The organism is Undibacterium hunanense, assembly GCF_014284335.1.
GTDB lineage: Bacteria > Pseudomonadota > Gammaproteobacteria > Burkholderiales > Burkholderiaceae_D > Undibacterium > Undibacterium hunanense.
Genome location: NZ_JACOGF010000004.1, coordinates 80489 through 106009 on the forward strand (window position 1 = coordinate 80489; position 25521 = coordinate 106009).

Here is a 25521-nt window from a genome sequence, read left to right on the forward strand (position 1 = left end):
TTCCAAAAACGCGTTTTGGACTATACTGGAAATCAGGCCTTGTAAAGAATGTAAAGAATGCAAAGGACAGCATGCTGATGTAGGCGTTATCTGACAGACACAGCGCTGCAAAAGTGTTTTAATAGCGCTGTAACACATTGTGTGCACACAGTGCGTGCAATGCAATGTATGCGATACAGAAATTCCGCAGGCTTTGCGCATCGTACACTTGCATGATTTATGCAAGACTGCTCTATGCCATATAAGTCACATAAGCCAGAGCCTGATACGGGACAGAATTCGAGACTCGTCATTAGATCGCAGTGACTTCGTTTTTGACTGAAACCAGCCAGCGTATTTTTCCTGGCGATAATAATAGACGTAAAAGGAGGAAATGGCATATCTGCGCCAGGTATGATGCCGCGTTTTTTTGCATGTGCCTGCAGATAGCCTGTTCCCTCTGACGATGGATGAAATGGAGTGCTCACGTTTTTTGCATTTCCAATCGGCGAGAAAGATATTTCTCCGCATTGCGTATATTGTTTTCACGTAATGCTTTTCGTCTTATTTTCGTCTTAGTTTCGTCTTTTTAGAGATGGATGAATATCATGTCAGATGAAAAAAACAAGCAAGAATCAACCGTTGTAGCCGGCGCTACCGGTGTCGATACTGCGCAAACCGTAGTAGTACAACCACAAGCAAGCCTGTCTGACAGTGCAGCAGTGACAAACCAGGCGCAGGTGCTACCTGCAAGCAGTGCCGTGGCGCAGCCTCCAACACCCGCTGCGGGACCACAGGATCACCAGTCGGCGTACCAGACTGCTTATCAGGCTGGTGAATCACCCTGGCGTACGCTGGTACGTGTTGTTTCCGCCCGCTTGCGCGCAACCTCACTGCGTACTGCAAAAGGCATTACCCATCGTACCTTGAAGATTGGTGTATCTGCCCGGATATTTCATCCTCAGGCCGGTGCCAAGGGTTTATCCAGCAAGACTTTGCAATATCTGGAAGAGTCGATTGCACAATGGGTGATGGCACGTGATGTCATGGTGTTCATGATCCCTTCCGTGAATACCAATGGTCTGATACGCCCCAGTAATATACGCCTGCGTGACTATGCAAGACATCTCGATGGCCTGGTATTGCAAGGTGGTGCCGATGTCGCACCAGAAAGTTATTCGCAGCAATCAACACGCCCGGAATGGAGCGGTGACCGCACGCGTGATATGTATGAGCTGGAACTTTTGCATGAATTTATTGAAGCCGATAAACCCTTGCTGGGCATATGCCGTGGTTGTCAGCTATTGAATGTAGCTTTTGGTGGCAGCCTGTACCAGGACATTGCGACCGAGGTACCGAATGCCATCGCCCATGTGAATGATCTGTATGACCAGAACGGACATGAATTGCAGTTCACCGCACAATCCTCACTGGCGCAATTGTTTCCTCCGATGGCGACTGCCAGGGTCAATTCCATACATCATCAATCCATCAAAAACCTGGGCAGGGATATCATGGTAGAAGCCGTCTCTCCGGAAGACAACATCGTTGAAGCGATACGCTATCAAAAAGCGAAGTTTGTCGTCGGCTTGCAATGGCATCCGGAATTTCATCTGACAGGACAAAGCGATTTACTGGATTGCACACCCATACTTGACAGTTTCTTGCGCGCAGCCAGAGAAACACGATTTTAAAAATTGGCCTGGTTCCTCGCCGGTGACAAAAAAGAGAAATGCAGCGTCATCAAAAATGACTGCATTTTTCATCTCATCAGCATCAGTATCAACATTCGCATTCGCATTCGTATTCGCATTAACATCAGTTTCAGGCACCCATAACAGGAGACAGCATGACAGAATTTTCCATCAACGTCAGCGAGATGGCCTGGCCCTGCATCATTGCGCTGGCCTGGTTGTTGGGCGATATGGGGCATCGCTGGCTGCGCCTGCCGCGCATCAGTATCTATGCATTGACAGGCTTTGCGCTGGTCAATTTGTTACCTACTTATCTTTCCCCGCTGGATAACCATAGTCTTGTGCTGTTGGCCAATATCGCTTTCGGTCTCATCCTGTTTGAATTTGCCTATCGCATTAATCTGCGCTGGCTCAGCCTTAATCCCTGGGTAGCCGTGACGGGGCTGGTGGAGTCGGGTGTCACTTTTGCAGCAGTATATTTCGTAGCACTATGGCATGGTAGTTCGCAATTGATGTCTTTGTTGCTGGCGGCGCTGGCGATGTCTTCTTCTCCAACAGCTGTGTTGCGTATCATTAATGAGCAACGCAGTTCAGGCCAGGTCAGTGAACGCATTCTGCACCTGACAGCCATCAATTCTGTGCTGGCCGTATTTGCCTTCAAGATCATCCTGATGTACTGGGTGATGCAGACCTCAGGCGATCTGTTACAGGCTTCTGCGCAAAGTTTGCATGTCATGATGGCGGCGCTGGCGTCACTGGTAGCCGGTATCGTATTCGGCATCTTGCTGCCTATCGTGTTGAGCTGGCGTGGCCGCCAGGCAGAAGATGCAACGCTGGGCTTTGCCTTTGCTGTGATTGTGCTGGTGTCGCTCAGTTATGCCAGTGGACTGTCCCCGGTATTGGCTACGTTGGCTTTTGGCCTGGTAGCAAGGCACCGTCGCATCAGCCTCGGCCGCACGCAAAGAAATTTCGGTGTGCTGGGTGAATTGCTGACGGTGGTGCTGTTCGTATTCGCGGCATCCACACTGGCATGGCAGCAGGTCTGGGCAGGTGCGCTTCTGGGCGTGGTATTGCTGGTCATGCGCCTGGGTAGCAAGATACTGGTGACTACCGCGCTGGCGCCAGTCAGCGGTATCTCTTTGCGCAAGGGTTTGCTCAGCGGCGTTGGTCTGGCGCCGGTTTCAGTTTTCCTGTTGCTAAGTCTGGAGCAACCACGCAATTTCGGCATGGTCATGACTGAAGAATGGTTTGCCCTGGTCGCCATGACGCTGATGCTGGAAGTGGTTGGTCCTGTCCTGACCCAACTGGCCTTGTTTGCCGCCAAAGAAACACCGGAAGAAAGGGAAGAATAATATGCCACTTGAAGCCTTCACCAATTCGAACGCCCTGTCCATGGGGGTAGAGCTGGAATTGCAACTGGTCAGTCTGTCTGATTTCGACCTTACCGCAGCCAGCCCCGATCTTTTACATCTGCTGGCGAAACGTCCTTTTCCGGGCAATGTCACGCCGGAAATTACCCAGAGCATGATAGAAATCTGTACCGATGTACAAACCAGGTATCAGGGTGTGCTGGGACAATTGCAGGAGATCCGCGACACCCTGGTGCATGGGGCCGATGTCTTGAATATCGGGATCTGTGGTGGCGGTACCCATCCCTTCCAGAAATGGACAGACCGCAAGATATTTTCCAAGCCGCGCTTCAGGGAAGTATCAGCTCTGTATGGTTACCTGGCAAAGCAGTTCACCATCTTTGGCCAGCATGTACACATAGGCTGTACATCCGGCGACGATGCCATGTTTTTGCTGCATTCACTTAGCCGTTACGTGCCGCACTTCATTGCCCTGTCGGCCTCTTCACCTTATGTACAGGGTGGTGATACCTTGTTCAATTCTGCCCGGCTGAATTCCGTGTTTGCTTTCCCTTTGTCAGGGCGTGCTCCATTTTTGTTAAGCTGGGATGAATTTGCCAATGACTATTTCAGTAAAATGGAAAAAACTGGTGTCGTCAAAAGCATGAAGGATTTTTACTGGGACATTCGCCCCAAGCCAGAATACGGCACCATAGAATTGCGCGTCTGTGATACGCCGCTGACGGTGGAAAGAGCGGCTGCACTGGCAGCGTATCTGCAAGTCCTGTGCGCTTATCTGCTGGAGCGACGCGAAGCCCCACCATCAGAAGACGATTACCTCGTGTATAACTATAATCGCTTCCAGGCTTGCCGTTTCGGTCTGGATGGGGTTACCGTTCACCCCAAGACCTATGAAAGCACGGTCTTGCGCGATGACATCCTTGCCAGTTTCGATCTGCTCAGGCCCTATGCCGAAAACCTGGATGCCTTGCCTGCATTCAGTCACCTGCGCGAAGCAGTACAGGCAGGTAATGATGCGCAATACCTGCGCCAGCAATACCAGCAAAGCGGTAGCCCGGAAGGAATGGTGAATGCGGCCTTGCATACCTTCCGGGATGTAAGACGCAGTGCCAGGTGATCTGCCATATAGGCACCCTGGCTGTCTTTGCTGGTGAAGCAATTTATATAAGGAAGACCAGATGAATAAATGGACACCAGATATATACGCAAAAGCCTGGGATTTTTCATCACGCCAGCATAACGGACAGACCTACGGTGGCAAGGTGGAAGGTGAAAAGGTAGAGTACATCAACCATGTCGCCAGCGTCGCCATGGAAGTGATATGGGCCTTGCAGTTCAATGCAACTGCGAATGCTGCGCTGGCGGTGCAATGTGCCTTGTTGCATGACACTCTGGAAGATACGAGTGCCAGTTATGATTTGCTGAAAGCTGAGTTTGGTCAGGCCGTGGCTGACGGCGTGCAGGCGCTTTCAAAAAATACTGCTCTGCCTGACAAGACTGCACAAATGCGCGATAGCCTGGACCGTATCTTGCTGCAGCCGCAAGAAATCTGGATGGTCAAGATGGCTGACCGCATCAGTAATTTATATCACCCACCGCATTATTGGGGTAATGAGAAAATACTCGCCTACCGTCATGAAGCGCAAATGATTCATGATGAATTGCATACTGCCGATGCCAAACTTGCAGAACGTCTGCAAGCGAAGATACAGGCTTATCCTCAATTTTTGCGTAAATAACCGGGATGGGGATTGCCTGCAGTGGATTACATCTATGATGAAAGAGAGTGAATCTGATTTTGTCAAATTCACTCCCTATTTCAGTCAGGCAAACTGTTTCAGCTTGCAATTACCGGCGCAGGTGCAGTCTTACCCAGTTGATACCAGTCTACCTTGCGTGTGATGACCATGATAGCGGACAGCACGGCAAACAGCAGCAGGCTACCCATGACCAGGGCGTTACTTTCTGACTGTAACAGACCAAACAATATTCCATACAATACTGTCAGGCCACAACCAAAACCAAAGCCGCGTTTCCAGTTGCGCAAGGCATACGACAGATAAAAACCTATCAGCAGAATACAGGCAATACTGGCCAGCAGGTACGCCAGTACAAAGCTGATTTTTTCCGACAGACTGACCAGCAACAGAAAGAACAAGGCCAATGCCAGACCTACCAGCGTGTATTGAATCGGGTGGATAGGCAGTTGCTTCAATACTTCAAACAGGAAAAAAGCAGCAAAGGTCAGCGCAACAAACATCAGGCCGTATTTGACTGCACGATCTGCCTGGGAATAAATATTGACCGGCTCAATAAACGACACGCTGAATACATCGATCGATGCCGAACTTGCTGCACTTACTGCACTGTATTCTGGGGGGCTTGATGTCTGCGTTACATTCACAGGATTGCCGGCATTTTCCAGATTGCTCAATTGTTGTTGCGCATTGCTCGACAGGGCGGAAATATTCCAGTTGGCGCTAAAGCCATTGTCATTGCGTATTCTGCCTTTTGGTGACGGCAGGAAGCGGCCACCGTATTGCGGATGTGGCCAGCTTGACGACAGCGTGACCTGGTTGTTTTTGGCAAGTGGGGCGAAGCTAAGACGTTCCACACCGTCCAGGATTAAATCCATCTTGAATTTAACCTGACCTGAGCTGGCCATTTGCATGCCATCCAGCCTGGCGTGAATGCCGCGCTGGAAGGCATTTAACTTGCTGCCCTGCCTGAATTCAAAACTCTGCTCACCCCATTGCAGTTTGGGGAAATTTTGCAGGCCACGGGTATCGCTCAAACCTATCGAGATATAGGGTGCTTCTGTCCTGCTGATACTGGCATTGGTTTTATCCCTGGATGCCAGGCTGGCCATGTCGGGCAGCATAAAATCACCAGAAATCTGATGGTTGCCGGTATAGACCAGCACCTTGTGAATGCCGCGGTAACGCTGGTCGGTATCGATAGTCCCTTTGACTGTCAGGTCATTCGGGTACACATAGTGTTTGCGGCTATTGGAGACCTGGCGTTTGGTGACTTTTTGGGTTGCCGTGTCAACAGTTTCTTCTTCCCAGGTTTCAACATACGGTATTACCAGAACCGGCCCTATGACCACCTGCTCGCTGACGGAATCGGCGGTAATACTGCGTACCGCTTCGTCCCGGTAGCGCATGCGTTCCCAGATGGTAGACTGAATCATCATCAGGGGAATGTAGATAACTATCGCCAGCAGGCCGATGATAATGGTTTTGAACAGCAAACTCTTTTGCATGACAGACTCCGTAGATAAGGAGTCATCAATGTAAATAACTTGTGTGCGTTGTTGATGTGTTTTGTGTGAAGTGATGCAGTCAAATGCTTATTCACAAAGGCAAATTCAGGCAGGCACAGGTGCCGCCCCCGGTCAGGTTGTTCACACTGGCGCTGCCCTGGTGCAGCAGCGCGACTTCACGCACGAAGGGCAGGCCCAGTCCCGTGCTTTTGGCAGCAGTTGGCCTGGGCAGGGAATAAAAGCGGTCAAAGATTTTATCTTGTGCGTAATCGGGTATGCCCGGCCCCTGGTCCTGTATGCTGATTTGCAGTTGTTGTCCATGTACTAGGGCGCACATGCGTATCGTGCTGCCAGCCGGAGCAAAGTCTATGGCGTTGTCCAGCAGATTGCCTATGGCCTGCCGCAAGAGTAGCGCATCACCCATGATGCCGTGATTAGTTGCGATAGCTGAGGTGTCAATCTCCAGAGCCAGTTTTTTGATTTGCAGGCCCGCTTGCACATCCTGTGCACATTGCTGTAACAGTGTTGGTACCTGTATGGTTTCGGCATGCTCCAGACTTTGCTGTTTTTCCAGTTTTACCAGCGCCAGTAGTTTGTCTATCAATTGCTTCTGGCGCTGGTTTTGTTCCAGTATGTTTTGCAGGAAGCGTTGCCTGTCCGCTGCTGGCATATCTTCGCGCATCAGTTCGGCCGAGCCCTGTATGGATGCAATCGGGCTTTTTAACTCATGGGCCAGGGTATGCATCAGTTGTTCTACATATTGCTTGCCTTCGAGCCGGTCGCGCATGGATTCCAGGGCCCGGCCCAGCATACCGATTTCATTATTGCCCAAGGCTGGCAGACTGGCTTTCTCGCCTTTTTCTACGCTGCTGGCATAGCGCTGCAATTTGCGCAGGGCCTGGTTCAACCACCATGAAAACGCAATCCCTATCAGCAGAGAACCCAAAAGCATCCAGGCACTGCGCTGCAGTATCTTGCGCTGGCTGCGCTGTACAAACGGATTGATGGTGGAAATGGCTTTGGCGACTGTCAGTGAACCGATGATATGGCCGTGGTCCATAATCGGTGCTGCCACATGCATGACACTGCTGGCATCGCTATCCGGGTCGGCGCGGGTACTGCGTGCACCATATTGACCTTGCAGGGTCCGGTAGACATCATTCCAGCGTGAATAATCCTTGCCGACATCCCTGCCATCGCTATCGAAGACGACAATGCCCTTGTCATTGGTGATGTAAACACGGTAGTCCAGGCTGTTCTTGCGCACACCGCTGATGTTGACATCAATACTGCGCTGCGCATAGTTTTGCAGACGCTTCATCAGGGTGCTGTCGGATGTATTGCCATTTGCCACATCTTCCGCCACCAGCGTTGCCAGCATTTGCGCGGTATCGATCAGCGTATCTTCCAGCGTGGCACGCACACCGGGTTTTATTTCTTCCACCACCACATTCAATACCAGCCAGGCCGTCAGGCCCAGAATCAGGAAATACCCCAGCAGTATGCGCAGGCCTATCTTCATGTGATGTTCAGGCTGTAACCCATGCCACGATGCGTCTGTATGCCTTCGTCACTGCTGTCTGCGGTCTGTGCATTTGCTGCATCCGCCGCATCGTGATTGTCAGGACGTGTCTGTCGCAGTTTGGCACGCAGTGATTTGACATGGGCATCAACCGTCCGGTCCAGTGTTTCAGGTGCGTTGACCCAGACTATTTCCATCAGTTGCGCCCGTGAAAACAAGTGCCCGGGGCGTTCTATCAGGGTCTTGAGCAACAGGTATTCATAACGGGTCAGGCTCAGGGCATGACCGTAATGCAGAATACGCGCTTCATCCGGGCGCAATTCAAAGCGCTTGATCACATTGGTGGCCGTGCCATTGCCTGTCTGCACATTGCCTTGCTGGCGTCGCAAAATGGCGCGTATGCGGGCCACCACTTCGCGTGGTGAGAATGGCTTGGTCACATAATCATCTGCACCGATTTCCAGTCCGACGATACGGTCGATTTCGTCGTTGCGTGCTGTCAGAAAAAGTACCGGCGTATCCGAAAACTGGCGCAACTGCCGGCAGACATCAAAGCCGCTGATATCGGGCAGGCCGATATCCAGTACGATCAGGGCCGGTGTGATACTGGCTTCACGCAACATGCTCAGCGCTTGCTGCCCCAGACTGACATGGGTAGGCATGAACCCATCCGTGCTTAGTGCATACGCAAGGTTTTCTGCGATGCTGATTTCATCTTCGATAATCAGTATGGATTTGGACATGCGGGCGGGTTAACGCAGAAATGGGGAGAAGAGAAGCAGATTGACCAGGGCAGGGCGCGGACTGAGCCAGGCAGCCCAGCCCTGTTTCCGAATCAGCTTATTCAGGCTTGAGGTAAAACGCATCAGGCAATTGTGCACCGGCTGTGGTGGCTTTCACGTCACCTTTCAGGTTCGTCAGCAATACCGGCAGATCCGGGCCACCGAGTTCAATGATGACCTGGCGGCAGGCACCGCAAGGGGCAATCGGGCCTTCGGTATCACCAGTGACGGCAATCGCAGCAAAATCACCAGGACGATAGCCGCTGGCAACCGCGCTGAACAGGGCAGTGCGCTCAGCGCAATTGCATAATCCATAAGATGCATTTTCTACATTGCAACCATGGAAAACTTTGCCATCCTTGGTTAGCACGGCAGCGCCCACCTTGAATTTGGAATAAGGCGCATACGCAGATTCGCGCGCGGTGTTTGCAGCCTGCAATAATTGGTCTTGAAACTGGTCTTGATTTAACATGATGTTCTTTCGTTGTGATAGGCGATATTGTAGTATTAAACCATGCTGATAAGGGTATTTTCCGTCATGATAAGGGCTAAATCAGTGCTTCTTGAATGGTCATGCTGACAGGCTATTTGCAATGATGATTTTCTTTTATCATTGTAATTTTCCGGTTTTTAGTCCATAACGAAGTAAGCAAGATTCCTTTCTGACCTTTACCAGAGGGCAATAAAATGAGTATCAGTATTTCTACCCAGGACTTGTACGTCCGCACGTACCAGACCGCGCAAACCAATACACCAAAGACTGCTGACGCCAGTGACGATACTGCGGTTGCCAAAGATGGTGCAGCAGACAGCACCAAGGTCAGCCTGCAAACTGGCAGCAGCGATACCGTGGTGTATGCAGATCCACGTCTCAACAAGACGGCCGCCCCCGATTTGCAGGCGCTGCTGGAAGAGTCTGACCGCAAGGCGCAGGAGATCGTCAATCTGATCAAGCCACTGGTTGAGCAGCAAGGGCTGAATTTATCCAAGGTGGTCAGTGGTGAGCAGAAAATTTCAGCCAGCCCTGAAACCATCAAGGCTGCCCAGACAGCAGTGGCTGATGGTGGTGAATTCAGTGTGCAAAAAACTGCTGAACGCATACTGAGTTTTGCCAAGGCAGCGATTGGTGATGACCCTGCTAAACTGGACAAGATTACTGCGGCAGTGGAGCAGGGTTTCAAGGAAGCTTCAGATATTCTGGGTGGCAGTTTGCCAGACATCAGCAAGCAAACCCTGGAATCCATACGGACAGAGTTCTCGCGTTGGAAATCCGAAGGCATACCTTCCGGTGATACGGTGAGTCTGACCAAGCCAGCGACATCAGCGACCCAAAAGGCTGCTTGATTACATAGTAGGGTGCGCCATGCGCACCATATGGATTTATGAATTGTTTGACGAAAAAATGAGAGCGGTGCGCGCGGCGCACCCTACAAAAAACGCGCATCAGTTTTCTGATGCGCGTTTTCCATTTGCAGACCTGGTATAAAAACTTACTTCTTCACACCCAGCTCACGCAGACGTTCTTGCAGATAGCTACCTGAGGTATGACGCTCGGATAGCACTACGTCAGCACGTGGATGCAGGAACAGTGGCAACGAGATACGTGATTTTTTCGCTTCTTCACCGGTAGGGTTCAGTACGCGATGTATCGTCGATGGATAGTAACCACCAGAGGCTTCATCCAGCATATCGCCGATATTCACGATCAGCATACCGAAATCACAGGGTACATCGTGCCATGCGTCATCCTTGCCCTGTACTTGCAAACCAGCCTGAGTGGCTGCTGGCAACAGGGTCAGCAGGTTGATGTCACCATGGGCAGCAGCACGCACCGCATCGGGTTCTTCATCCCCGCGCAGAGGCGGGTAATGCAAAACGCGCAGCAGAGTCAGATCGCTGTCGGTGATCATGTCTGACAAGGGCATGGAATACTTGGCTTTGATATCCGCAGGTGAATGATCTTCTACCCATTGCAGCAACTCTGCCGCCAGCTTGGCACCATCGTCATAATACTTGCGTGCCGCATCCGATACTTCAGCCGGGTAACGACCGGTTGGGTAGATATGATAAAACTCTTTCAGATCACGCTTGGTCTGGCCTTTGGCTGTTTCGGAAATTTTTGGCGAAAAATAGCCATCCATTTTCTCGGCATCAAAGTCATACTTGTTTTTCGCATCGGTCTGGAAAAAGTCATACCATTCCTTGTAGATGGTTTCCAGTGTGCCTTGCGACAAGGGGTGATTGGTCAGGACACCAAAGCCGGTACGGTGCAGGCTTTCGGTGAATTTTTGCGCGGCATCTGGTGCGCGATAATCAACTGGTTCGATAAACATGATGTTCTCCCCTTATTGCGCCAGTGGTGCCTGCAACCAGTTTGACGCCAGGGTTGCATCGATCAATTGTTTACAGGCTTCTGCATCGACTTTCATGCAAACGCGTGTTTCTGGTTTGCTGGCTTCCCAACCTGCTTGCGGATACGGGATAGGCAGTTTTGCCATCATGGTCTGGCCATTGCCTATGCCTTCTTTGGCGACGCGTACACGGCCAGAGTTGGTTTCGAAAATCTGTGGAGCCACCAGCCAGACAAACGCCAGTACATCGTGGCCGTAGCAGGCATGACCCAGATCAGGGCGTATGCTTTGGTAGAAGTTGGCATAGAAGTTGACTGCATGTGACAGGGTATCCATCGCCACATGCTTGTGTTTTTCTGCCAGGGCGGCAAAGAAGGTTGAAGGCAAGACCACGCGATGCGTGACATCCAGACCCACCATGGTCAAATCCCAGCCGGCGGTGAAGACCAGGTCTGCTGCGTCCGGGTCATTCCAGACATTCGCTTCTGCCACGGGTGAGACATTGCCTGGTTCATCGACGGTACCCGCCATCAGAACAACCTGCTTCAGCAGTTTTGGCAATTGTGGTTCCATTTTCAGTGCCAGGCCCAGGTTACCTAAAGGGCCAACCGCGACCAGAGTGATTTCACCCGGATGCTGACGTGCCATCTTGACGATGAATTCAGCCGCGCTTTCCACTTCTGCTTTACCACCGACTTCAATACGGCTGTTCAGGTTACCCAAACCATCAGCACCGTGGATGAAATCTGGCGGCATGCCAGGCGCTTTGGCGAAAGGTACAGGTACACCTTGTGCGACAGGGATATTGCGGCCAGCAATGCGCGTCAGGTACAGCGCGTTTGTGGTTGCTTGCTCAACATGGACATTGCCAAAAGTAGTCGTGATACCAACCACGTCGATATCAGGATGGGCCAGGGCGAAATACAAGGCCATTGCATCATCGACGCCTGGATCCGTATCAAAAATGACTTTATGTTTTGCTGTTGTTGACATGTGTATACTCTCCAAAATTACACCGGCTGGCCATTGGGCAGAACCCAGTCGCGATGTGAATTGTTGCAGTTGACCCGGTTCAAGGAGGTCGAAATTTTGTTTTAAAATCTTAGACCGAAAAGCTCACCACAGAGGCACGGAGACACAGAGGGGCACAGAGAAAGGCGAGTGAGAAGCCGAAGTGTTGGTGTTGTTGTAGGTTGGGCTACGTTTCATCAGCCCAACACTTGGCGTTTCAATAACGTATGCGTTTATCGCAGATTGAGTGTTGTGCTGGTAAACCGTAGCCAGCGTGGCCCGGCCCAACCTACACACGTACAACCTACATGACTCTTCCGCTTTTCTCTGTGCCCCTCTGTGTCTCTGTGCCTCGGTGGTGAGAGGTCTTATGTTTTTCAAATTAACGTGACTTCACAAACGGCTGGCCTATCGCTTTCGGGGCGACGGATTTTGCCATCAAGCCTGCCAGTACGATTACGGTCACGACGTAAGGAATCATTTGTATCAAAGAGCCTGGTACCTTGCCTATGCCAGGGAAGACCACGCCTTCTATCTGTACCTGCAAGGCAGCAAAGAAGCCGAACATCAGACAGCCCAGGGCTGTGTGTAAAGGCCGCCAGTTACCGAATACCAGTGCCGTCAAGGCCAGGTAGCCATTACCGGCTGACATATCGCGCAGGAAGAAGCCGCTTTGCACGATGGACAAATACGCACCAGAGAATGAGCACAGTACGCCAGCGCACAGCATGGCCATGAAGCGGGTGCGTTCTACATTGATACCGGCCGCATCGGCTGCATGCGGGTTTTCACCGACGGCACGCAGGCGCAGGCCAAAGCTGGTGTGATACAAGACCCAGTGAACGACAGGGATCAGGGCAAACGCCAGGTAAACCAGGGCGCTATGACCACCAATGAGCTTGGTATATACCCAACCCAGGAAAGGGATGCCGGCAACTGCTTCAGCGCCAGGAAAAACAATATCAAACAGACGTGCATCACCCAGGTCAGGCGTGCGACCACCTTGCTGGAACAGGTATTGGGCGATAACAAAAGTCAGGCCGCTGAGGGTAATGTTGATGGCAATACCCGCGACCAGCTGATTACCTTTTTGTGTGATGCTGACAAAGCCTTGCAGCAGGGCGATAGCGACCGAAATACCAATGCCGGCCAGAATCCCCAACCACGGGTTCTTGGTAGCAAAGGCCACAGCCGCAGAGACAAAAGCGGCAGCCAGCATTTTGCCTTCCAGCGCCAGGTCCACCACGCCGCTGCGTTCTGCAAACAGGCCAGCCATGGCAGCAAACATCAATACCGGCGCATTGCGTATGGTTGATACCAGGATGCTGGAAAATTGAAAATCATCAAACATCATTTTTCCTTACGCTTGAGCAGGGCAGACAGGGCGGGGGCATACAGATTTTCCATGGCACCGCAGAACAGGATAATCAAACCCTGGATAAAGATAAACGTCTCTGGCGGGATATTGGCTTTTTCCAGTGACAGATCAAACCCGCCCTGTATCAGCGCACCAAACAAGATTGATGACAGCAAGATACCAAGCGGATGCTGACGCCCCATCAGGGCAATCGCGATACCGATAAAACCGGCACCGGCAGGGAAGTTCAGGTTCAGGTAGTGGGTAGAACCCATGACAGAGTTCACTGCGGCCAGACCTGCCAGCGCACCGGATATCATCATGGTAATAATAATGGTCTTGCTGATCGAGATACCGGCATAATGTGCCGCGTGCTGGTTGAGGCCAGTAGCGCGCAACTGATAACCCCAGGTGGTGCGCCATACGACCAGGCCATAAATCACCAGTGCCACCAGTGCCAGCACAAAACTGATGTTCAGCGGTGTTTCACCCAGCACCGGCAAAATGCCATTCAGTTTAGGTAACCAGGCGGCATCGGCAAATACGCGGCTGGCAGTATTTTGCTGACCCGCAGGGATGAGAAAACTGACGATGACATAATTCATCAAACTGGCAGCGATGAAGTTGAACATGATGGTAGTCACTACCACATGGCTGCCACGTTTGGCTTGCAGATAACCCGGCAGGAAAGCCCAGGCCGCACCAAAGGCGGCACTGCCCAGCATTGCCAGCGGTATCAGTAACCAGCCCGGCAGGCTGGAATCAAGCGCCAGTACAACCAGGGTCAGGCCCAGGCCGCCGACGTACATCTGGCCTTCGCTACCGATATTGAACAGGCCGGCCTGCATGGCCACTGATACTGATAAACCGGTGAAGATAAAGGTGGCTGCATAAAACAGGGTGTAGCCCAGGCCTTCAGGGTTCAGCACCGCTGCATTGATCAAAATACCCAGGCATTCTACCGGGCTTTCGCCCAGCAGATAAATCACACCCGCTGCGACCAGTAAGGCAGAGAACAGGTTTAACAGCGGCAGGGCAAATGCGGTGGCCCAGCGTGGGAGGTCGGCTTGATTCATCTTTGTTTGGTCGCTTGTCTGTGTTCGCTTTGTTTCTTGCATGTGCCAGCTAAGGCGCAATCGAGAGTTTATCGCCTGCTATATTGTTTGCTTCAATGTGTATGTATGCCACCCATGAGGCAGCCTATCTCGGTTGCATCAAATTCTTCTGCCTTCAATTCACCCGTGATGGCACCGCCAGAAATAACCAGGATGCGGTCAGCCAGGGCGCGCACTTCTTCCAGTTCTACCGATACCAGCAAGATCGCAATGCCTGCATCGCGCATCGCCAGCAGGCGGGTATGCAGGCTTTCTATCGTACCTATATCAACGCCACGGGTAGGCTGGCCCACCAGCATCAGTTTAGGGTTGGCGGCGATCTCACGTGCCATCACCACTTTTTGCTGGTTACCACCCGACAGCAGGGCGATGCGCAAATGCGGGTCAGCCGGCCGCACATCAAACTTTGCCAGCAAGTCTGTGCAATTCTTTAATATGCTTTTGTAGTCCAGCAAGCCAAAAGACTTGCCCAGTTTTTTCTGATAACCCAGAAAACTGTTCATCATCACCGAGAAGTTCTTGATGACGGCATCACGCAAGCGGTCTTCCGGCACATGGGCTATACCCAGCTCACGGAAGTTTGCAGGCAAGCCATCGGCATCCTTGCGGCCAGCAAAGGGCAAGTCTTTCCCCTGCATTTGCAGCTTGCCACTGGTAGGCAGGCGCATACCGCTCAAGATTTCCAGCAATTCGCTCTGCCCATTGCCAGAGACACCGGCAATCGCCACGATTTCACCAGCGCGGATATTGAAACTGACATTCTTCAACAGACTGACTTTTTGTGAATTCACCAGATTGAGGTCTTTGACATCCAGTACCGTCTCACCCGGCGCATAGGCAGCACGTGGCAAGTGGGTGACGATGGGGCGGCCCACCATCATTTCGGCTAACTGTATGGTGGTAGTCTCAGCCGTAGCGACAGAACCGATGACGGTGCCTGCACGCATGACCGTGACCTGGTCTGTGATTTCCAGAATTTCTTGCAGCTTGTGGGTGATCAGGATGATGGTCTTACCCTGCTCCTTGAACAGGCGCAGTACTTCAAACAGCGAAGCGGCTTCCTGCACCGTCAGGACGGCGGTTGGTTCATCCAGGATCAGGATATTGGCGCTGCGGTAAATCTGTTTGAGAATTTCCACCCTTTGCTGCACACCGACGGACAAGTCCTGTATCGTCGCCAGCGGATCAACATCCAGCGAATAGCGTTTGCAAATCTCGCGCAGTTTGGCTTCGACTTCATGACGTTGCGGTTTCAGGCGAAATCCACCCTCCATGCCCAGCATGACATTGTCGAGTACGGTCATGTTCTCTACCAGCATGAAATGCTGATGCACCATGCCTATGCCGAGCTTGATGGCTTCCTGGCTGTTGCGGATATGTTGTTCTGCGCCGTTGATGAGCAGCTTGCCACTGTCGGCGCGGTAATAGCCATACAGTATGCTCATCAGCGTGGACTTGCCAGCACCGTTTTCACCGATCACGCCATGGATGGAACCCGGCGCAATGGAAAAACTCACATCACGATTGGCCTGTACCGCACCAAAACGTTTGGAGATCTGTTGAAATTCGACTGCTGGCTGCATACTTTAGCGTTTCTTTAAAATACGATGTGCGACAGATGGGGGGCTAAACATCAATCAGGGCGCAAAGTATCTGTTAAAAGATACTGCGCCCCTCATACATTAGCTGTTACCTGCTATCAAGTTGCCTGGATCAGACCGGGCACTTATTGCCTTCACGGAAATCAACCACCTTGATCTTGCCGCTGATGATGTCCTGCTTGGCGGCGTTCACGCGTTTTTCCATATCGGCGCTGACGACACTGCGGTTATCCTTGTCCAGCGCCCAGTCAACACCACCTTCTTTCAGACCCTTGTACTGGGTACCGTTTTTCCAGTTACCGTTTTTGAGCTGCATGAAGCTGTCATAGATGGCTTGATCCACGCGCTTGACCATGGAAGTCAGCATACTGCCAGGGTGCATATAGTTCTGGTTGGAGTCCACACCAATGCCCAGTTTGCCTTTTTCCTTGACTGCCTGCAAAGTACCCAGGCCACTACCACCGGCAGCGGCAAAGATCACATCCACACCGCGTTCAAACTGGGCACGCGCCAGTTCGCCACCTTTGGCAGGATCGTTCCATGCGGAAGTGGTAGTGCCTACCATGTTTTGTATGACTTCCAGCTTGGCATCCGTTGCCTTGGCACCTTGCGCATAGCCGCAAGAGAAATTGCGTATCAGAGGTATATCCATGCCGCCGACAAATCCGACCTTTTTAGTTTTGCTGGCAATGGCTGCTGCCACGCCGACGAGGTAAGAGCCTTCCTGTTCCTTGAACAGAACCGAGCTGACATTGTCACCCGTGGCAATACCGTCGATGAGGACAAACTTCGTTTTAGGGAATTCTTTGGCAATATTTTGTACGGCCTGTGCCTGACCAAAGCCGATGGCAGCGATCAGGTCCACATTTTTACGGGCCAGATTACGCAAGACCTGTTCAGTCTGGGTGTCGCTGGCAACCTGTACTTCGAGGTAATTGAGTTTGGTTTCTTTCTTGAAGCGCTCAGCACCTTCGGACGCTGACTGATTGAAGGATTTGTCAAACTTGCCGCCTGCATCATAGATGACTGCAAATTTAAGATCTGCAGCATAAGCGCTGGCAGCACCACCGAACGCCATCAGGGTAGCCAGTGACAGGCAGATTTGCTTGAGTTTCATGAAATTTCCTTATTCAGATGTCATAGTGCCGACGCGCTTGAAGCCATGCGCATACAGTACCCAAATTAAAAACCATGTTCTGCTGCCGCCGGGCTGGCCACTCTTGCTATGGAGCCAGCCTGGAAAGCCAGTGCAAGCCTAACATGGTGCAGACATTTCGTTTCAGCCACGAGGGCAAAATTGTATCAAAAACAGTGTTCGGGCTGGCAGCCGGGCTTCAATCGGGCACTAACAGGGAATGAACCAAGTGCTATTTACTGCTTGTGCCCACTTTTGGTGCCAAATTTTGTATCTACTTCAGGCATTCAAGCTGCTTTTCCGACTGCCATGAATTCCAGCACTTGCTGGCGTTGTGGTATCGATGTTTGCGCCCCCAGCTTGGTGACCGTCAACGCAGCCGTGTATTGCGCTTCGCGGCTGGCATCAATCAGGCTAAGGCCATTCGCAATACCAACAGCGAAGGCACCGACAAAGGTATCACCGGCAGCGGTGGTATCCACCACATCCACTTTCACGGCCGGGATGAACTGGCTGCCTGTGCTATCGGTAATCAGGGCACCATGTTCACCCATGGTCAGCAAGACTGTTGCGGTACCACGTTGCAAGATTTGTTCCGAGGCGGCTTTGGCGCTGGCCTGATCGACCACCGTCACACCACTCAGTTGTGAAGCTTCGGTTTCATTCAAAATCAGATAATCAACCTGGGCCAGCAAGGCATCACTCAGGTCTTGTGCCGGAGCAGGGTTCAGGATGACTTTGACCCCTTTGGCGTGAGCAATTTCTATAGCACGTGTGACGGTTGCCAGCGGGGTTTCAAGCTGGCATACCAGCAACTGTGCACCAGCGATGGTGGCTGTGGCTGCCTCTACCTGGGCGCTGGTCAGTGTGGCATTGGCACCTGCTGCCAGCACGATGCTGTTGTTGCCGTTGTCGTCAACCAGAATACCGGCAACGCCGGTGGCCACACCTGCCACTTTGGCCAGGTGGCTTAATTCCATGCCTTCTGCTGCCAGGCATTGATGCGAAAAACTGCCAAAGCCATCATCACCCACGGCACCGATAAAGCTGACCTGTGCCCCTTGACGGGCGGCGGCAACAGCCTGATTCGCCCCTTTGCCACCAGGTATCTGCCTGAATTCGTGACCATGAAGTGTTTCACCCACGGCCGGCATGCGTGGAGTACGAAAAACCAGATCCATATTGACACTGCCGACTACAGTTATGCGTGGCTTCATGATGCTTTTTTCTCGATAAAAAGGTGTCGCGCAATCGTTTGCGCAATCGATTTCGTATTTAACTATGGGTGCTGTTTAACGTCAAGCGCAATCTCGATTTTTGGTCAAAAAATGTGCAAAGACGCGGCTAGCTGGCAACCCGCTAGTTGGCATTATTTTCAGTCTTTGATCAGGACGTGTTCAGAGCAGAATTTTATTGCGTCGCACCAGCGCGAAGTGCGCATGAAGTTGTGACAGTTGCAAGTACAAATTGTTCTGCGATTTCACCAAAGCGGGCTGATTGTGGGGCTGCTTTGGATGGATGTCAAATTCGATATCTTTGTTATGCTCGTTTGCAAGTATTTGCTTAATTTAATTGTTATCATGATATTTATTTTGACGTGCGGTTCGGGTTTGCTGTCAATCACTGCCTGCATGCCTTGACTCGATGCAGAATCACACTAAACTTCCAGGGGTTGTAACCCGACAGAAGCAAAGAAACCTATGACGACATTCAATACATCCCGTGAAATTCCGGCAAGCGTAGAGCAAGTTTTTGCCGCGATCAATGATCCGGAACGCCTGGCACGGTGGTGGGGGCCAGCAGGTTTCACCAATACTTTCACAGTCTGTGAGCTTGTGACTGGTGGACGATGGTCTTTCATCATGCATGGGCCAGATGGCAAGAATTATCCCAATGAATGCATCTTTGCGGAGCTGGAGTCGCCAGCGAAGCTGCTTGTTCAACATGTATCTGAACCAAAGTTTCGCTTGACCATAGGCCTGACTCCAACGCCTGCGGGAACCCTTGTTTCCTGGTCACAGGCATTCGATAACCCTGATGTCGCCAGCCAGGTTGAGCACATCGTCGTGCCGGCCAATGAACAGAATCTGGATCGCCTGTCGGCTGAGATTGCGCGCAAACAGGATGACGACTGAACAGCTTGTGCAGGCGAGTTGGTATGAGTGATACTTCCCCGGTAATTTTGTGCTGAAACAATGTAAGAAAACCGCCAATTGGCGGTTTTTTTACATCTATTCATGCTCGTGCGTGGTTACGCTTATTTATGGGATGACGCTACCAGCGAATGGCCGGTATGTGTATGCCGGGCATGATTCCAAACGCTGACAAAATAATCGCGATCAGCAAAATAATGAAGAGCACACGCACTATTTGCCCGACTGGGGCAGGCAGAGGCAGCATGCCCACCAGCCACCAGATCAACCCGAAGACAACAAGATAGATAATGAGATTGATGATCAGATTCATATTTCCTCCTCAGGTAAGGTGCGGGCAGGTCAATGCCCGCATTTTTTTGTTAAATGGGCCTGCAACTAATTATTTGGATGGCAATACAACGATGGTATCACCAGGCTTGCCGGGTTCGCCGGTTTTTCCTTTGGCACCATCATAACCAGGTGAGCCTGGAACACCTTTGTCACCGGTCGCTCCTTGCATGCCTTCCGCACCAGTTGCACCGGTCGCGCCAGTCGCACCTGTCGCACCTACGGAGGCGGGCGCACCAGTGGCACCTGTAGCGCCGGGTGCACCAGGCGCGCCAGCGGGGCCTGGCACTGCTACGGGCACGGGAACGACAACCTGGGTGGGTTGGCGATCACATGCTGTAGTCGCCAGAACGCCAACAAGTGACAGTAAAAGTATGGAAAATTTCATGGTAGGGACCTTGGTTGTATGGACATAAAGAGAAAACAGAAGCAGAGCCTGGCAAAGGCAGGGAAAGAGTTTTCTTTGTACTTGCCCATGTCACTGCACTTTTCTGAGGATGCAGGTAAAAACAGTTAGGTTCCGTGCGCTAGCAAACATATTGAAAATTAGTTTTGTTTTATATTTACTGAACCGGTAATAAAGAGTGTTGTAAAAAATGTTGCAAATGAAGTTGTTGAGACAAGATTTGATAGGTGGTACACATAGCAAATCAGTATCAGCTTTCATGAATAGTGATCAAACCCGCTGCCGCAAGGTATGCGGGATTTTTTTGCCCGCACACAATTTGATTGACATTGAAAAAACAAATGTTTATTGTGTAAAACAATTGTTTTTTTATTTTGTTTGTTGTTTGCTTATATGTGATTTTTACAGGTCAAGCTTTGCGATGAGTTCTCTTATCTCCAAAAAGGAGCAGCTGTATCAACTGATTGCTGCCCATCCCTTTATTTCTCAGCAAGAGCTGGCGGATCAGCTGGGTTTGTCGCGTTCTGCCGTGGCGGGACATGTGGCCGCGCTGATACGTGAAAAACGCCTGCTGGGGCGAGCCTATGTCTTGCCGGACCAGCGTGCGATTGTGTGTATAGGCGGCGCAAATATTGACCGTAAAATGCGTACGCTGGGGCCCATGCAGATGGGGACGTCCAATCCTGTGAGCCAGCATGAAGCCTTTGGTGGTGTGGCACGCAATATTGCAGAAAATCTGGCGCGTCTGGGTGTGCCGGTCAATTTATTGTGTGCCGTAGGTGATGATGCTGCCGGGCAGAGCATCCTGGCGCAGGCACAGTCCATAGGCGTGGATGCGCGGGCCAGCTTGCAAATTACCGGTGCCCTTAGTGGTAGCTATACGGCCTTGTTGAATGATGACGGCGACATGGTACTGGCACTGGCGCACATGGAATGCTGTGAAGCCATGACACCCGACTATCTGCGTAGCCGTAGCCCCCAGCGCAGTGCTGCCGCTTTTACCATTGCAGACTTGAATTTACCCGCAGATAGCATAGCCTTGTTATTGGAAGACGCTCATTTGCAGGCCAGTCCCTTGCTGCTGGTCGCTGTGTCACAGCCCAAGATGGCACGCCTGCCGGAGCAGTTGCAGGGCTTGCGCTGCCTGGTATTGAACCGTGGCGAACTGGAAACGGTGGCCGGGCACAGTCTGCCGCAAGTACCAGACATAGCGGTAGCTTGCCGCCAATTACAGCAGCGCGGTGCCCGGGATGTGATCATCACTCTGGGTAGTGAGGGTGTTTTATATACCGATGCCGCAGGCAAGGATGGCATCAGTCATCTTGCTGCGCCACAGGTAAGTGTCAAAGATGCGACCGGTGCCGGGGACGCTTTTTCTGCCGGTGTTGCCTGGTCTTTGTACCATAGCGCTGATGATCTGGAATTGGCATGCAGGCGTGGTTTGAAGCTGGCTGCCCTGACCATACAAAGCGAAGCGACTGTTGCGCCTACGCTGAACCACCATATTTTTAACGAGGAAACATGATGCAATCTTATCTGGTCTTGTCGGAAGAAGTCCGCGCCGCCCGCCTGGCGGCTAAACCCTTGGTGGCATTGGAATCCACCATCATTTCTCATGGCATGCCTTACCCCCAAAATGTGCAGACGGCGCGCGAGCTGGAACAGATCATTCGTGACCGGGGTGCAGTGCCAGCCACCATCGCTATCATGAATGGCAAGATACATATAGGCTTGTCTGACGCGGAACTGGAGTTACTGGGTAACACGCCAGATGCCATGAAGGTCAGTCGCCGTGATCTGGCTTATGCCCTGACCAGCAACAAGCTGGGGGCCACCACCGTAGCCGCCACCATGATCTGTGCAGCACTGGCGGGTATAGAAGTATTTGTGACTGGCGGTATAGGTGGCGTGCATCGTGGTGCTGAAACCAGCTTTGATATTTCTGCGGACTTGCAGGAACTGGCAAGAACCTCGGTTGCCGTGGTATGTGCCGGTGCCAAATCCATCCTGGATATCGGTTTGACGCTGGAATATCTGGAAACCCACGGCGTGCCTGTGGTCAGTGTGGGCCAGTCGGCCTTTCCGGCATTCTTTACCAGGGACAGTGCTTACCAGGCTGATTTTCAGCTCGATACAGCAGAGCAGCAGGCTGATTTCATTCATGCCAAATGGACGCTGGGCCTGACGGGTGGTGTGGTGATTGCCAATCCGGTCCCTGAAGTGGCAGCCATGCCAAGAGAAGAAATTGAAAGCATTACCCAGTCAGCCTTGCAAGAGGCCGATGAACAGGGTATCAAGGGCAAGGCGATTACCCCTTTCCTGCTGAATCGTATCAAGCAAATGACAGCGGGGCGCAGCCTGGAAACCAATATTGCGCTGGTAAAGAATAATGCGGTGGTCGGTGCGCGACTGGCGCTGGCCCTGCATCACTTGCGCAAGCGTACGGTATAAAAAAGCGGTGCGGTAACGGGTGCCGTCACCGCTCAGGGCTTGAGTTCTGCTCAGGGATAGAAGACGCTGACGTGATAGCCAGCTGCTTTCAGTTTGGGTAATTCAAAATACAGCTTGATATTCTGATCGCTACCCGCCGTGAAGCCTTTGCTTAATTTATCTTTTTCGGTCAGGTAATCATCCGGGCCGAAGACGCGCTGCAATACCGCCTTGTCTTTGGCATCGTTCAATATCAATTCTACCGTCGGCCATGCCTGCACGATGCTGCTGCGGTTCTGGATTTGCATGACCAGCAAAAAGACATTCCTGTCAGGTGCCAGCGCCTGCAATTCATTCGACTCTACCGTGATCTGCTCGATTTGTGCGGGCAGGTTGACCTGGCATTGCAAGAGCTTGCAGGCTTGCTGCAGATAAGGCTTGCTCTCTGGCAGCCAGGCTGCCAGTTGGCTACGGAAAATATACGAACTTTGTGCCAGCAGCAATGGGAAAAGCAAGAGCACCATCAGCGTCAGCATGATGGTCGTGACACGTTTGCGCCGCTGCTGTTTTTCTGCCTGGATGACAAAATTGGGACGGTGCTCATCTTCATCCGCATCGCTGTTTGAATCTTCGCTGATGGCCGCCTGATTGGCCAGGGCCGCTTCTTCAGCGCCGATGTAAGCCTCTTTGTGTGCTTCATCATCAGACAGATTACTTTCAGCTTCAGCCTGTGAGGTTGCATCCACTTCCACGTTGGCTGTATTTTCCTTGTGTCGCCAGACTTTGGTGGTCGTGGTGGCTGGTGCTGCATCATTGTTTGTCGGCGCAGCGTCTTCCTTGCCTTCGTTCATGGACCAGTCTGCCGTTGGCGGATCCATCAGTGCGGCGCGGGTTTCCAGTTCTGCTCTTGCGACATCGGCATCACTGACTTCTTCCGTTGATGCAGACAGGCTCCCATCACCCAGATCAAAATCAATGGCCGCGGCACTGGCTACTGGCGCAGGCTTGACGACAGCAGCAGGCGGCAACTGCGCAGTAGCGGCAGTGACTACCGGGTTACCGGTCTTGCTTTCTACGGTTGCAGAGGCTGTTGGTGTCGACAGGGCTGCTTTGGGCTTGTCCAGGTTCTCTGCTTCAAATTCTTTTTCCGCTTTGGAAATGGCTGCCAATACTTCTTCGCCCGGTTTGGTGGCAAGGGGTTTGGCTGCGACAGGTGGCGCAGATGGCACTGCCTCTGTAGCGGCGATTGGTGTCAGGGGCTCAGCGGGCGAGTGCGTAATGACGGATTGCTCTGCCCTGGCTGTTGCTTTGATTTCTGGTACAGGGCTTGCTTCGGCCGCAGGTTTGACTGTCGGTGCTGGCTCGGCTGGGGCAGTGATCGCTGCTGCGGCAGTTGTTGTAGCTGTTGTAGCAGAGGCAGCAGTAGTATTGGTATTGCTTGCCGCTGGCGTAGTGGTATCTGCTGATGTTGCTGGTGTACCTGGTTTCGCGGCTGGGGGTGGTGGTGTGGCAGGTGCTTTCTGGCCATCGGCCGGAATCAGGTTTTCAACCGCGTTGAAGGTTTGCTGGCATGAACCGCACCTGACCAGGCCCGCATGCAATTTCAACTGGTCATTCGCTACCTTGAAGGCAGTTTGACAGTGGGGGCAGCGGGTAGCCAGGGCCATGTGCGTCAGCCGTCCAGTCTGCCTGACAGCGCGACCCAGCCTTCATGTTCGGCCCAGACGCTGAGCTGAATGAACGGGGCGTAGGCTGCTGCCACTTCTTCGGCCTGTCTTGCCAGTACGCCAGACAGTACCAGTGCACCGCCGGGGGCAACACGACCAGCCAGCATCGGGGCCATCAGTTTCAATGGGCTGGACAAAATGTTGGCAACGACGACGTCAAATTTTTCTGGCGTTGGGTGCGCGGCGCCAAATGCTTCCGGCAAGGCGTATTCGATCTCACATTTATTGCGTTCTGCATTGTAGTTGGCCGACTCTATCGCCTGCGGGTCAATATCAACACCGATGACTTTGGCAGCGCCCAGTTTGCTGGCCACCATCGCCAATATGCCAGAACCGCAACCGTAGTCGAGTACCGACAGATTTTGTGGTGCGTGGGCTTCCAGCCATTCCATGCACAGGCGGGTGGTAGGGTGGCTGCCGGTACCAAAGGCCAGACCAGGGTCAAGCTCAAGGATCAGGCCATTGCTGTCAGGGGCATCGTGCCAGCTTGGCACGACCCAGATATTTTTACCAATATGGATGGGGGCAAACTGTGATTGCGTGAGACGCACCCAGTCCTGCTCTTCAACCTTGCGGGTGAGATAGGCAGGTACGGTTGCCAGACTGATGGCGGCGGCTTCGGCGACCAGCGCTGCATGGTCGCAATCGACATCGGCCAGGGCCACGACGCGGCTGCGGTCCCAGGCGGCTTCATCCGGTTCCATGCCGGGTTCGCCAAACAATGGCCTTTCGGCATCCGTGCCTTCGTCAGCGTCCTCGACGGAAACAGACAGTGCGCCCGCATCCATCAGGGCATCCGACAAAGCCTCTGCCTGCTCACGCGCCACTTCAATCACTATTTCTATCCAACCCATATTGCTACTTTCTTATACAACGTTATTACTTCAATAGGACTTACGCAAAACCGCCCCGGCTGTGTTGCAGCTCCTGGCTGTACTATTCGTACTGTCTTCGTCGCTGCGCCTTGCTGGGACGATTTTGTGTAAGTCCCGTTCAAGATACTTCAAGAAACTTTAAGACCAAAAGGCTCACCACAGAGACACAGAGGGAGCACAGAGAAAATCAAGAGAAAAACAAACACATTCTCGACATCAATACGGTGCTTGCCTGTAATACAGGTTTACAGCGTTTATTTATTGCCAGGAATTACGTTAAACATATCACCAGCAAAAAGCTTACCACAGGGGCTTTATAACAAAGCCAAAAGCACAGAGAAAAACTTGGGTTTTCTCTGTGCTTCTTTTCCTTATTTGTAGTTTGGGCCAAGCCCAAACTACGTATTTTGAGATAACT

Annotated in this window: 23 protein-coding genes; 8 read left to right on the top strand and 15 right to left on the bottom strand. The window is 52.1% G+C overall.

Going from position 1 to position 25521, the window contains the following annotated elements; translation table 11 throughout:
- The first annotated feature begins 587 nt into the window (after window positions 1–587).
- The 4 genes from H8L32_RS09110 to H8L32_RS09125 all read left to right on the top strand — a co-directional run bounded on the left by H8L32_RS09110 (window position 588) and on the right by H8L32_RS09125 (window position 4782).
- A complete protein-coding gene (locus H8L32_RS09110; protein ID WP_230412132.1) occupies window positions 588–1673 on the top strand; it encodes a gamma-glutamyl-gamma-aminobutyrate hydrolase family protein in 1086 nt (361 codons plus the stop codon).
- A 155-nt stretch (window positions 1674–1828) separates the two neighbouring features.
- Entirely contained in the window at window positions 1829–3025 is a 1197-nt protein-coding gene (locus tag H8L32_RS09115; protein WP_186946883.1) for a cation:proton antiporter, read from the top strand.
- Window position 3026: 1 nt separating this feature from the next.
- Entirely contained in the window at window positions 3027–4160 is a 1134-nt protein-coding gene (locus tag H8L32_RS09120; protein WP_186946884.1) for a YbdK family carboxylate-amine ligase, read from the top strand.
- A 61-nt stretch (window positions 4161–4221) separates the two neighbouring features.
- Window positions 4222–4782: an HD domain-containing protein gene (locus H8L32_RS09125; RefSeq protein WP_186946885.1), complete on the top strand. Its 561-nt coding sequence runs from the start codon at window positions 4222–4224 to the stop codon at window positions 4780–4782.
- Between the two features lie 98 nt (window positions 4783–4880).
- Here H8L32_RS09125 and creD read toward each other — a convergent pair whose 3' ends face one another.
- The 4 genes from creD to H8L32_RS09145 all read right to left on the bottom strand — a co-directional run bounded on the left by creD (window position 4881) and on the right by H8L32_RS09145 (window position 9120).
- Window positions 4881–6308, bottom strand: a complete 1428-nt coding sequence (gene creD, locus H8L32_RS09130; protein ID WP_186946886.1) for a cell envelope integrity protein CreD — start codon at window positions 6306–6308, stop codon at window positions 4881–4883.
- A 91-nt stretch (window positions 6309–6399) separates the two neighbouring features.
- Window positions 6400–7830: a two-component system sensor histidine kinase CreC gene (gene creC / locus H8L32_RS09135; protein ID WP_186946887.1), complete on the bottom strand. Its 1431-nt coding sequence runs from the start codon at window positions 7828–7830 to the stop codon at window positions 6400–6402.
- Window positions 7827–8573 carry a two-component system response regulator CreB gene (gene creB / locus H8L32_RS09140; protein ID WP_186946888.1) on the bottom strand — a complete coding sequence of 249 codons (747 nt, stop codon included), beginning with the start codon at window positions 8571–8573 and terminating at the stop codon, window positions 7827–7829. Before creB ends, creC begins: the two co-directional genes overlap by 4 nt.
- A gap of 97 nt (window positions 8574–8670) precedes the next feature.
- A complete protein-coding gene (locus H8L32_RS09145) occupies window positions 8671–9120 on the bottom strand; it encodes a cytidine deaminase (RefSeq protein ID WP_408058856.1) in 450 nt (149 codons plus the stop codon).
- Between the two features lie 179 nt (window positions 9121–9299).
- On the opposite strand from H8L32_RS09145, the gene H8L32_RS09150 reads away from it, so the two are divergent.
- A complete protein-coding gene (locus H8L32_RS09150; RefSeq protein WP_186946890.1) occupies window positions 9300–9956 on the top strand; it encodes a DUF5610 domain-containing protein in 657 nt (218 codons plus the stop codon).
- A 146-nt stretch (window positions 9957–10102) separates the two neighbouring features.
- Here the strand turns inward: H8L32_RS09150 and H8L32_RS09155 are convergent, their stop codons facing one another.
- From H8L32_RS09155 to rbsK, 7 genes are all read right to left on the bottom strand, one after another.
- Window positions 10103–10945 carry an isopenicillin N synthase family dioxygenase gene (locus H8L32_RS09155; protein WP_186946891.1) on the bottom strand — a complete coding sequence of 281 codons (843 nt, stop codon included), beginning with the start codon at window positions 10943–10945 and terminating at the stop codon, window positions 10103–10105.
- Window positions 10946–10957: 12 nt separating this feature from the next.
- Window positions 10958–11956: a nucleoside hydrolase gene (locus H8L32_RS09160; RefSeq protein ID WP_186946892.1), complete on the bottom strand. Its 999-nt coding sequence runs from the start codon at window positions 11954–11956 to the stop codon at window positions 10958–10960.
- Window positions 11957–12356: 400 nt separating this feature from the next.
- On the bottom strand, window positions 12357–13328 hold the full coding sequence (locus H8L32_RS09165) for an ABC transporter permease (protein WP_186946893.1): 972 nt from the start codon (window positions 13326–13328) through the stop codon (window positions 12357–12359).
- On the bottom strand, window positions 13325–14407 hold the full coding sequence (locus tag H8L32_RS09170; protein WP_186946894.1) for an ABC transporter permease: 1083 nt from the start codon (window positions 14405–14407) through the stop codon (window positions 13325–13327). Before H8L32_RS09170 ends, H8L32_RS09165 begins: the two co-directional genes overlap by 4 nt.
- A 92-nt stretch (window positions 14408–14499) precedes the next feature.
- Window positions 14500–16029 carry an ABC transporter ATP-binding protein gene (locus tag H8L32_RS09175; protein WP_186946895.1) on the bottom strand — a complete coding sequence of 510 codons (1530 nt, stop codon included), beginning with the start codon at window positions 16027–16029 and terminating at the stop codon, window positions 14500–14502.
- 130 nt (window positions 16030–16159) lie between these two features.
- Entirely contained in the window at window positions 16160–17164 is a 1005-nt protein-coding gene (locus H8L32_RS09180) for a BMP family lipoprotein (RefSeq protein WP_186946896.1), read from the bottom strand.
- Window positions 17165–17469: 305 nt separating this feature from the next.
- Window positions 17470–18399 (bottom strand): ribokinase, encoded by a 930-nt coding sequence (rbsK, locus tag H8L32_RS09185; protein WP_186946897.1) that lies wholly within the window; start codon window positions 18397–18399, stop codon window positions 17470–17472.
- 483 nt (window positions 18400–18882) lie between these two features.
- Between rbsK and H8L32_RS09190 the strand changes: the two genes are divergently transcribed.
- Window positions 18883–19317, top strand: a complete 435-nt coding sequence (locus tag H8L32_RS09190) for an SRPBCC domain-containing protein (protein WP_186946898.1) — start codon at window positions 18883–18885, stop codon at window positions 19315–19317.
- A gap of 139 nt (window positions 19318–19456) precedes the next feature.
- Here the strand turns inward: H8L32_RS09190 and H8L32_RS09195 are convergent, their stop codons facing one another.
- On the bottom strand, window positions 19457–19648 hold the full coding sequence (locus H8L32_RS09195) for a Thivi_2564 family membrane protein (RefSeq protein WP_186946899.1): 192 nt from the start codon (window positions 19646–19648) through the stop codon (window positions 19457–19459).
- Between the two features lie 69 nt (window positions 19649–19717).
- Complete coding sequence (locus tag H8L32_RS09200) at window positions 19718–20053, bottom strand: collagen-like protein (protein ID WP_186946900.1); 336 nt, start codon at window positions 20051–20053, stop codon at window positions 19718–19720.
- 439 nt (window positions 20054–20492) lie between these two features.
- Here H8L32_RS09200 and H8L32_RS09205 point away from each other — a divergent pair, with 439 nt between their 5' ends.
- Both H8L32_RS09205 and H8L32_RS09210 read left to right on the top strand, forming a co-directional pair.
- A complete protein-coding gene (locus H8L32_RS09205; protein ID WP_186946901.1) occupies window positions 20493–21596 on the top strand; it encodes a carbohydrate kinase in 1104 nt (367 codons plus the stop codon).
- Window positions 21596–22522: a pseudouridine-5'-phosphate glycosidase gene (locus tag H8L32_RS09210; protein WP_186946902.1), complete on the top strand. Its 927-nt coding sequence runs from the start codon at window positions 21596–21598 to the stop codon at window positions 22520–22522. The genes H8L32_RS09205 and H8L32_RS09210 overlap by 1 nt, the downstream gene beginning before the upstream one ends.
- 50 nt (window positions 22523–22572) lie before the next feature.
- On the opposite strand, the gene H8L32_RS09215 is transcribed toward H8L32_RS09210, so the two are convergent.
- Both H8L32_RS09215 and prmA read right to left on the bottom strand, forming a co-directional pair.
- On the bottom strand, window positions 22573–24168 hold the full coding sequence (locus H8L32_RS09215) for a DUF3426 domain-containing protein (RefSeq protein ID WP_186946903.1): 1596 nt from the start codon (window positions 24166–24168) through the stop codon (window positions 22573–22575).
- Window positions 24169–24173: 5 nt separating this feature from the next.
- Window positions 24174–25082, bottom strand: a complete 909-nt coding sequence (gene prmA / locus H8L32_RS09220; protein ID WP_186946904.1) for a 50S ribosomal protein L11 methyltransferase — start codon at window positions 25080–25082, stop codon at window positions 24174–24176.
- Between the last annotated feature and the right edge of the window lie 439 nt (window positions 25083–25521).

Bases quoted from the DNA above. Each gene is read 5' to 3' on its own strand.
- prmA (WP_186946904.1), bottom strand. From the start codon at position 25,082: ATGGGTTGGATAGAAATAGTGATTGAAGTGGCGCGTGAGCAGGCAGAG.
- rbsK (WP_186946897.1), bottom strand. From the start codon at position 18,399: ATGAAGCCACGCATAACTGTAGTCGGCAGTGTCAATATGGATCTGGTT.
- H8L32_RS09190 (WP_186946898.1), top strand. From the start codon at position 18,883: ATGACGACATTCAATACATCCCGTGAAATTCCGGCAAGCGTAGAGCAA.
- H8L32_RS09125 (WP_186946885.1), top strand. From the start codon at position 4,222: ATGAATAAATGGACACCAGATATATACGCAAAAGCCTGGGATTTTTCA.
- H8L32_RS09180 (WP_186946896.1), bottom strand. From the start codon at position 17,164: ATGAAACTCAAGCAAATCTGCCTGTCACTGGCTACCCTGATGGCGTTC.
- H8L32_RS09195 (WP_186946899.1), bottom strand. From the start codon at position 19,648: ATGAATCTGATCATCAATCTCATTATCTATCTTGTTGTCTTCGGGTTG.
- H8L32_RS09120 (WP_186946884.1), top strand. From the start codon at position 3,027: ATGCCACTTGAAGCCTTCACCAATTCGAACGCCCTGTCCATGGGGGTA.
- creD (WP_186946886.1), bottom strand. From the start codon at position 6,308: ATGCAAAAGAGTTTGCTGTTCAAAACCATTATCATCGGCCTGCTGGCG.
- H8L32_RS09175 (WP_186946895.1), bottom strand. From the start codon at position 16,029: ATGCAGCCAGCAGTCGAATTTCAACAGATCTCCAAACGTTTTGGTGCG.
- H8L32_RS09210 (WP_186946902.1), top strand. From the start codon at position 21,596: ATGCAATCTTATCTGGTCTTGTCGGAAGAAGTCCGCGCCGCCCGCCTG.
- H8L32_RS09170 (WP_186946894.1), bottom strand. From the start codon at position 14,407: ATGAATCAAGCCGACCTCCCACGCTGGGCCACCGCATTTGCCCTGCCG.
- H8L32_RS09200 (WP_186946900.1), bottom strand. From the start codon at position 20,053: ATGAAATTTTCCATACTTTTACTGTCACTTGTTGGCGTTCTGGCGACT.
- H8L32_RS09110 (WP_230412132.1), top strand. From the start codon at position 588: ATGTCAGATGAAAAAAACAAGCAAGAATCAACCGTTGTAGCCGGCGCT.
- H8L32_RS09150 (WP_186946890.1), top strand. From the start codon at position 9,300: ATGAGTATCAGTATTTCTACCCAGGACTTGTACGTCCGCACGTACCAG.
- H8L32_RS09155 (WP_186946891.1), bottom strand. From the start codon at position 10,945: ATGTTTATCGAACCAGTTGATTATCGCGCACCAGATGCCGCGCAAAAA.
- H8L32_RS09160 (WP_186946892.1), bottom strand. From the start codon at position 11,956: ATGTCAACAACAGCAAAACATAAAGTCATTTTTGATACGGATCCAGGC.
- creB (WP_186946888.1), bottom strand. From the start codon at position 8,573: ATGTCCAAATCCATACTGATTATCGAAGATGAAATCAGCATCGCAGAA.
- creC (WP_186946887.1), bottom strand. From the start codon at position 7,830: ATGAAGATAGGCCTGCGCATACTGCTGGGGTATTTCCTGATTCTGGGC.
- H8L32_RS09205 (WP_186946901.1), top strand. From the start codon at position 20,493: ATGAGTTCTCTTATCTCCAAAAAGGAGCAGCTGTATCAACTGATTGCT.
- H8L32_RS09215 (WP_186946903.1), bottom strand. From the start codon at position 24,168: ATGGCCCTGGCTACCCGCTGCCCCCACTGTCAAACTGCCTTCAAGGTA.
- H8L32_RS09165 (WP_186946893.1), bottom strand. From the start codon at position 13,328: ATGATGTTTGATGATTTTCAATTTTCCAGCATCCTGGTATCAACCATA.
- H8L32_RS09115 (WP_186946883.1), top strand. From the start codon at position 1,829: ATGACAGAATTTTCCATCAACGTCAGCGAGATGGCCTGGCCCTGCATC.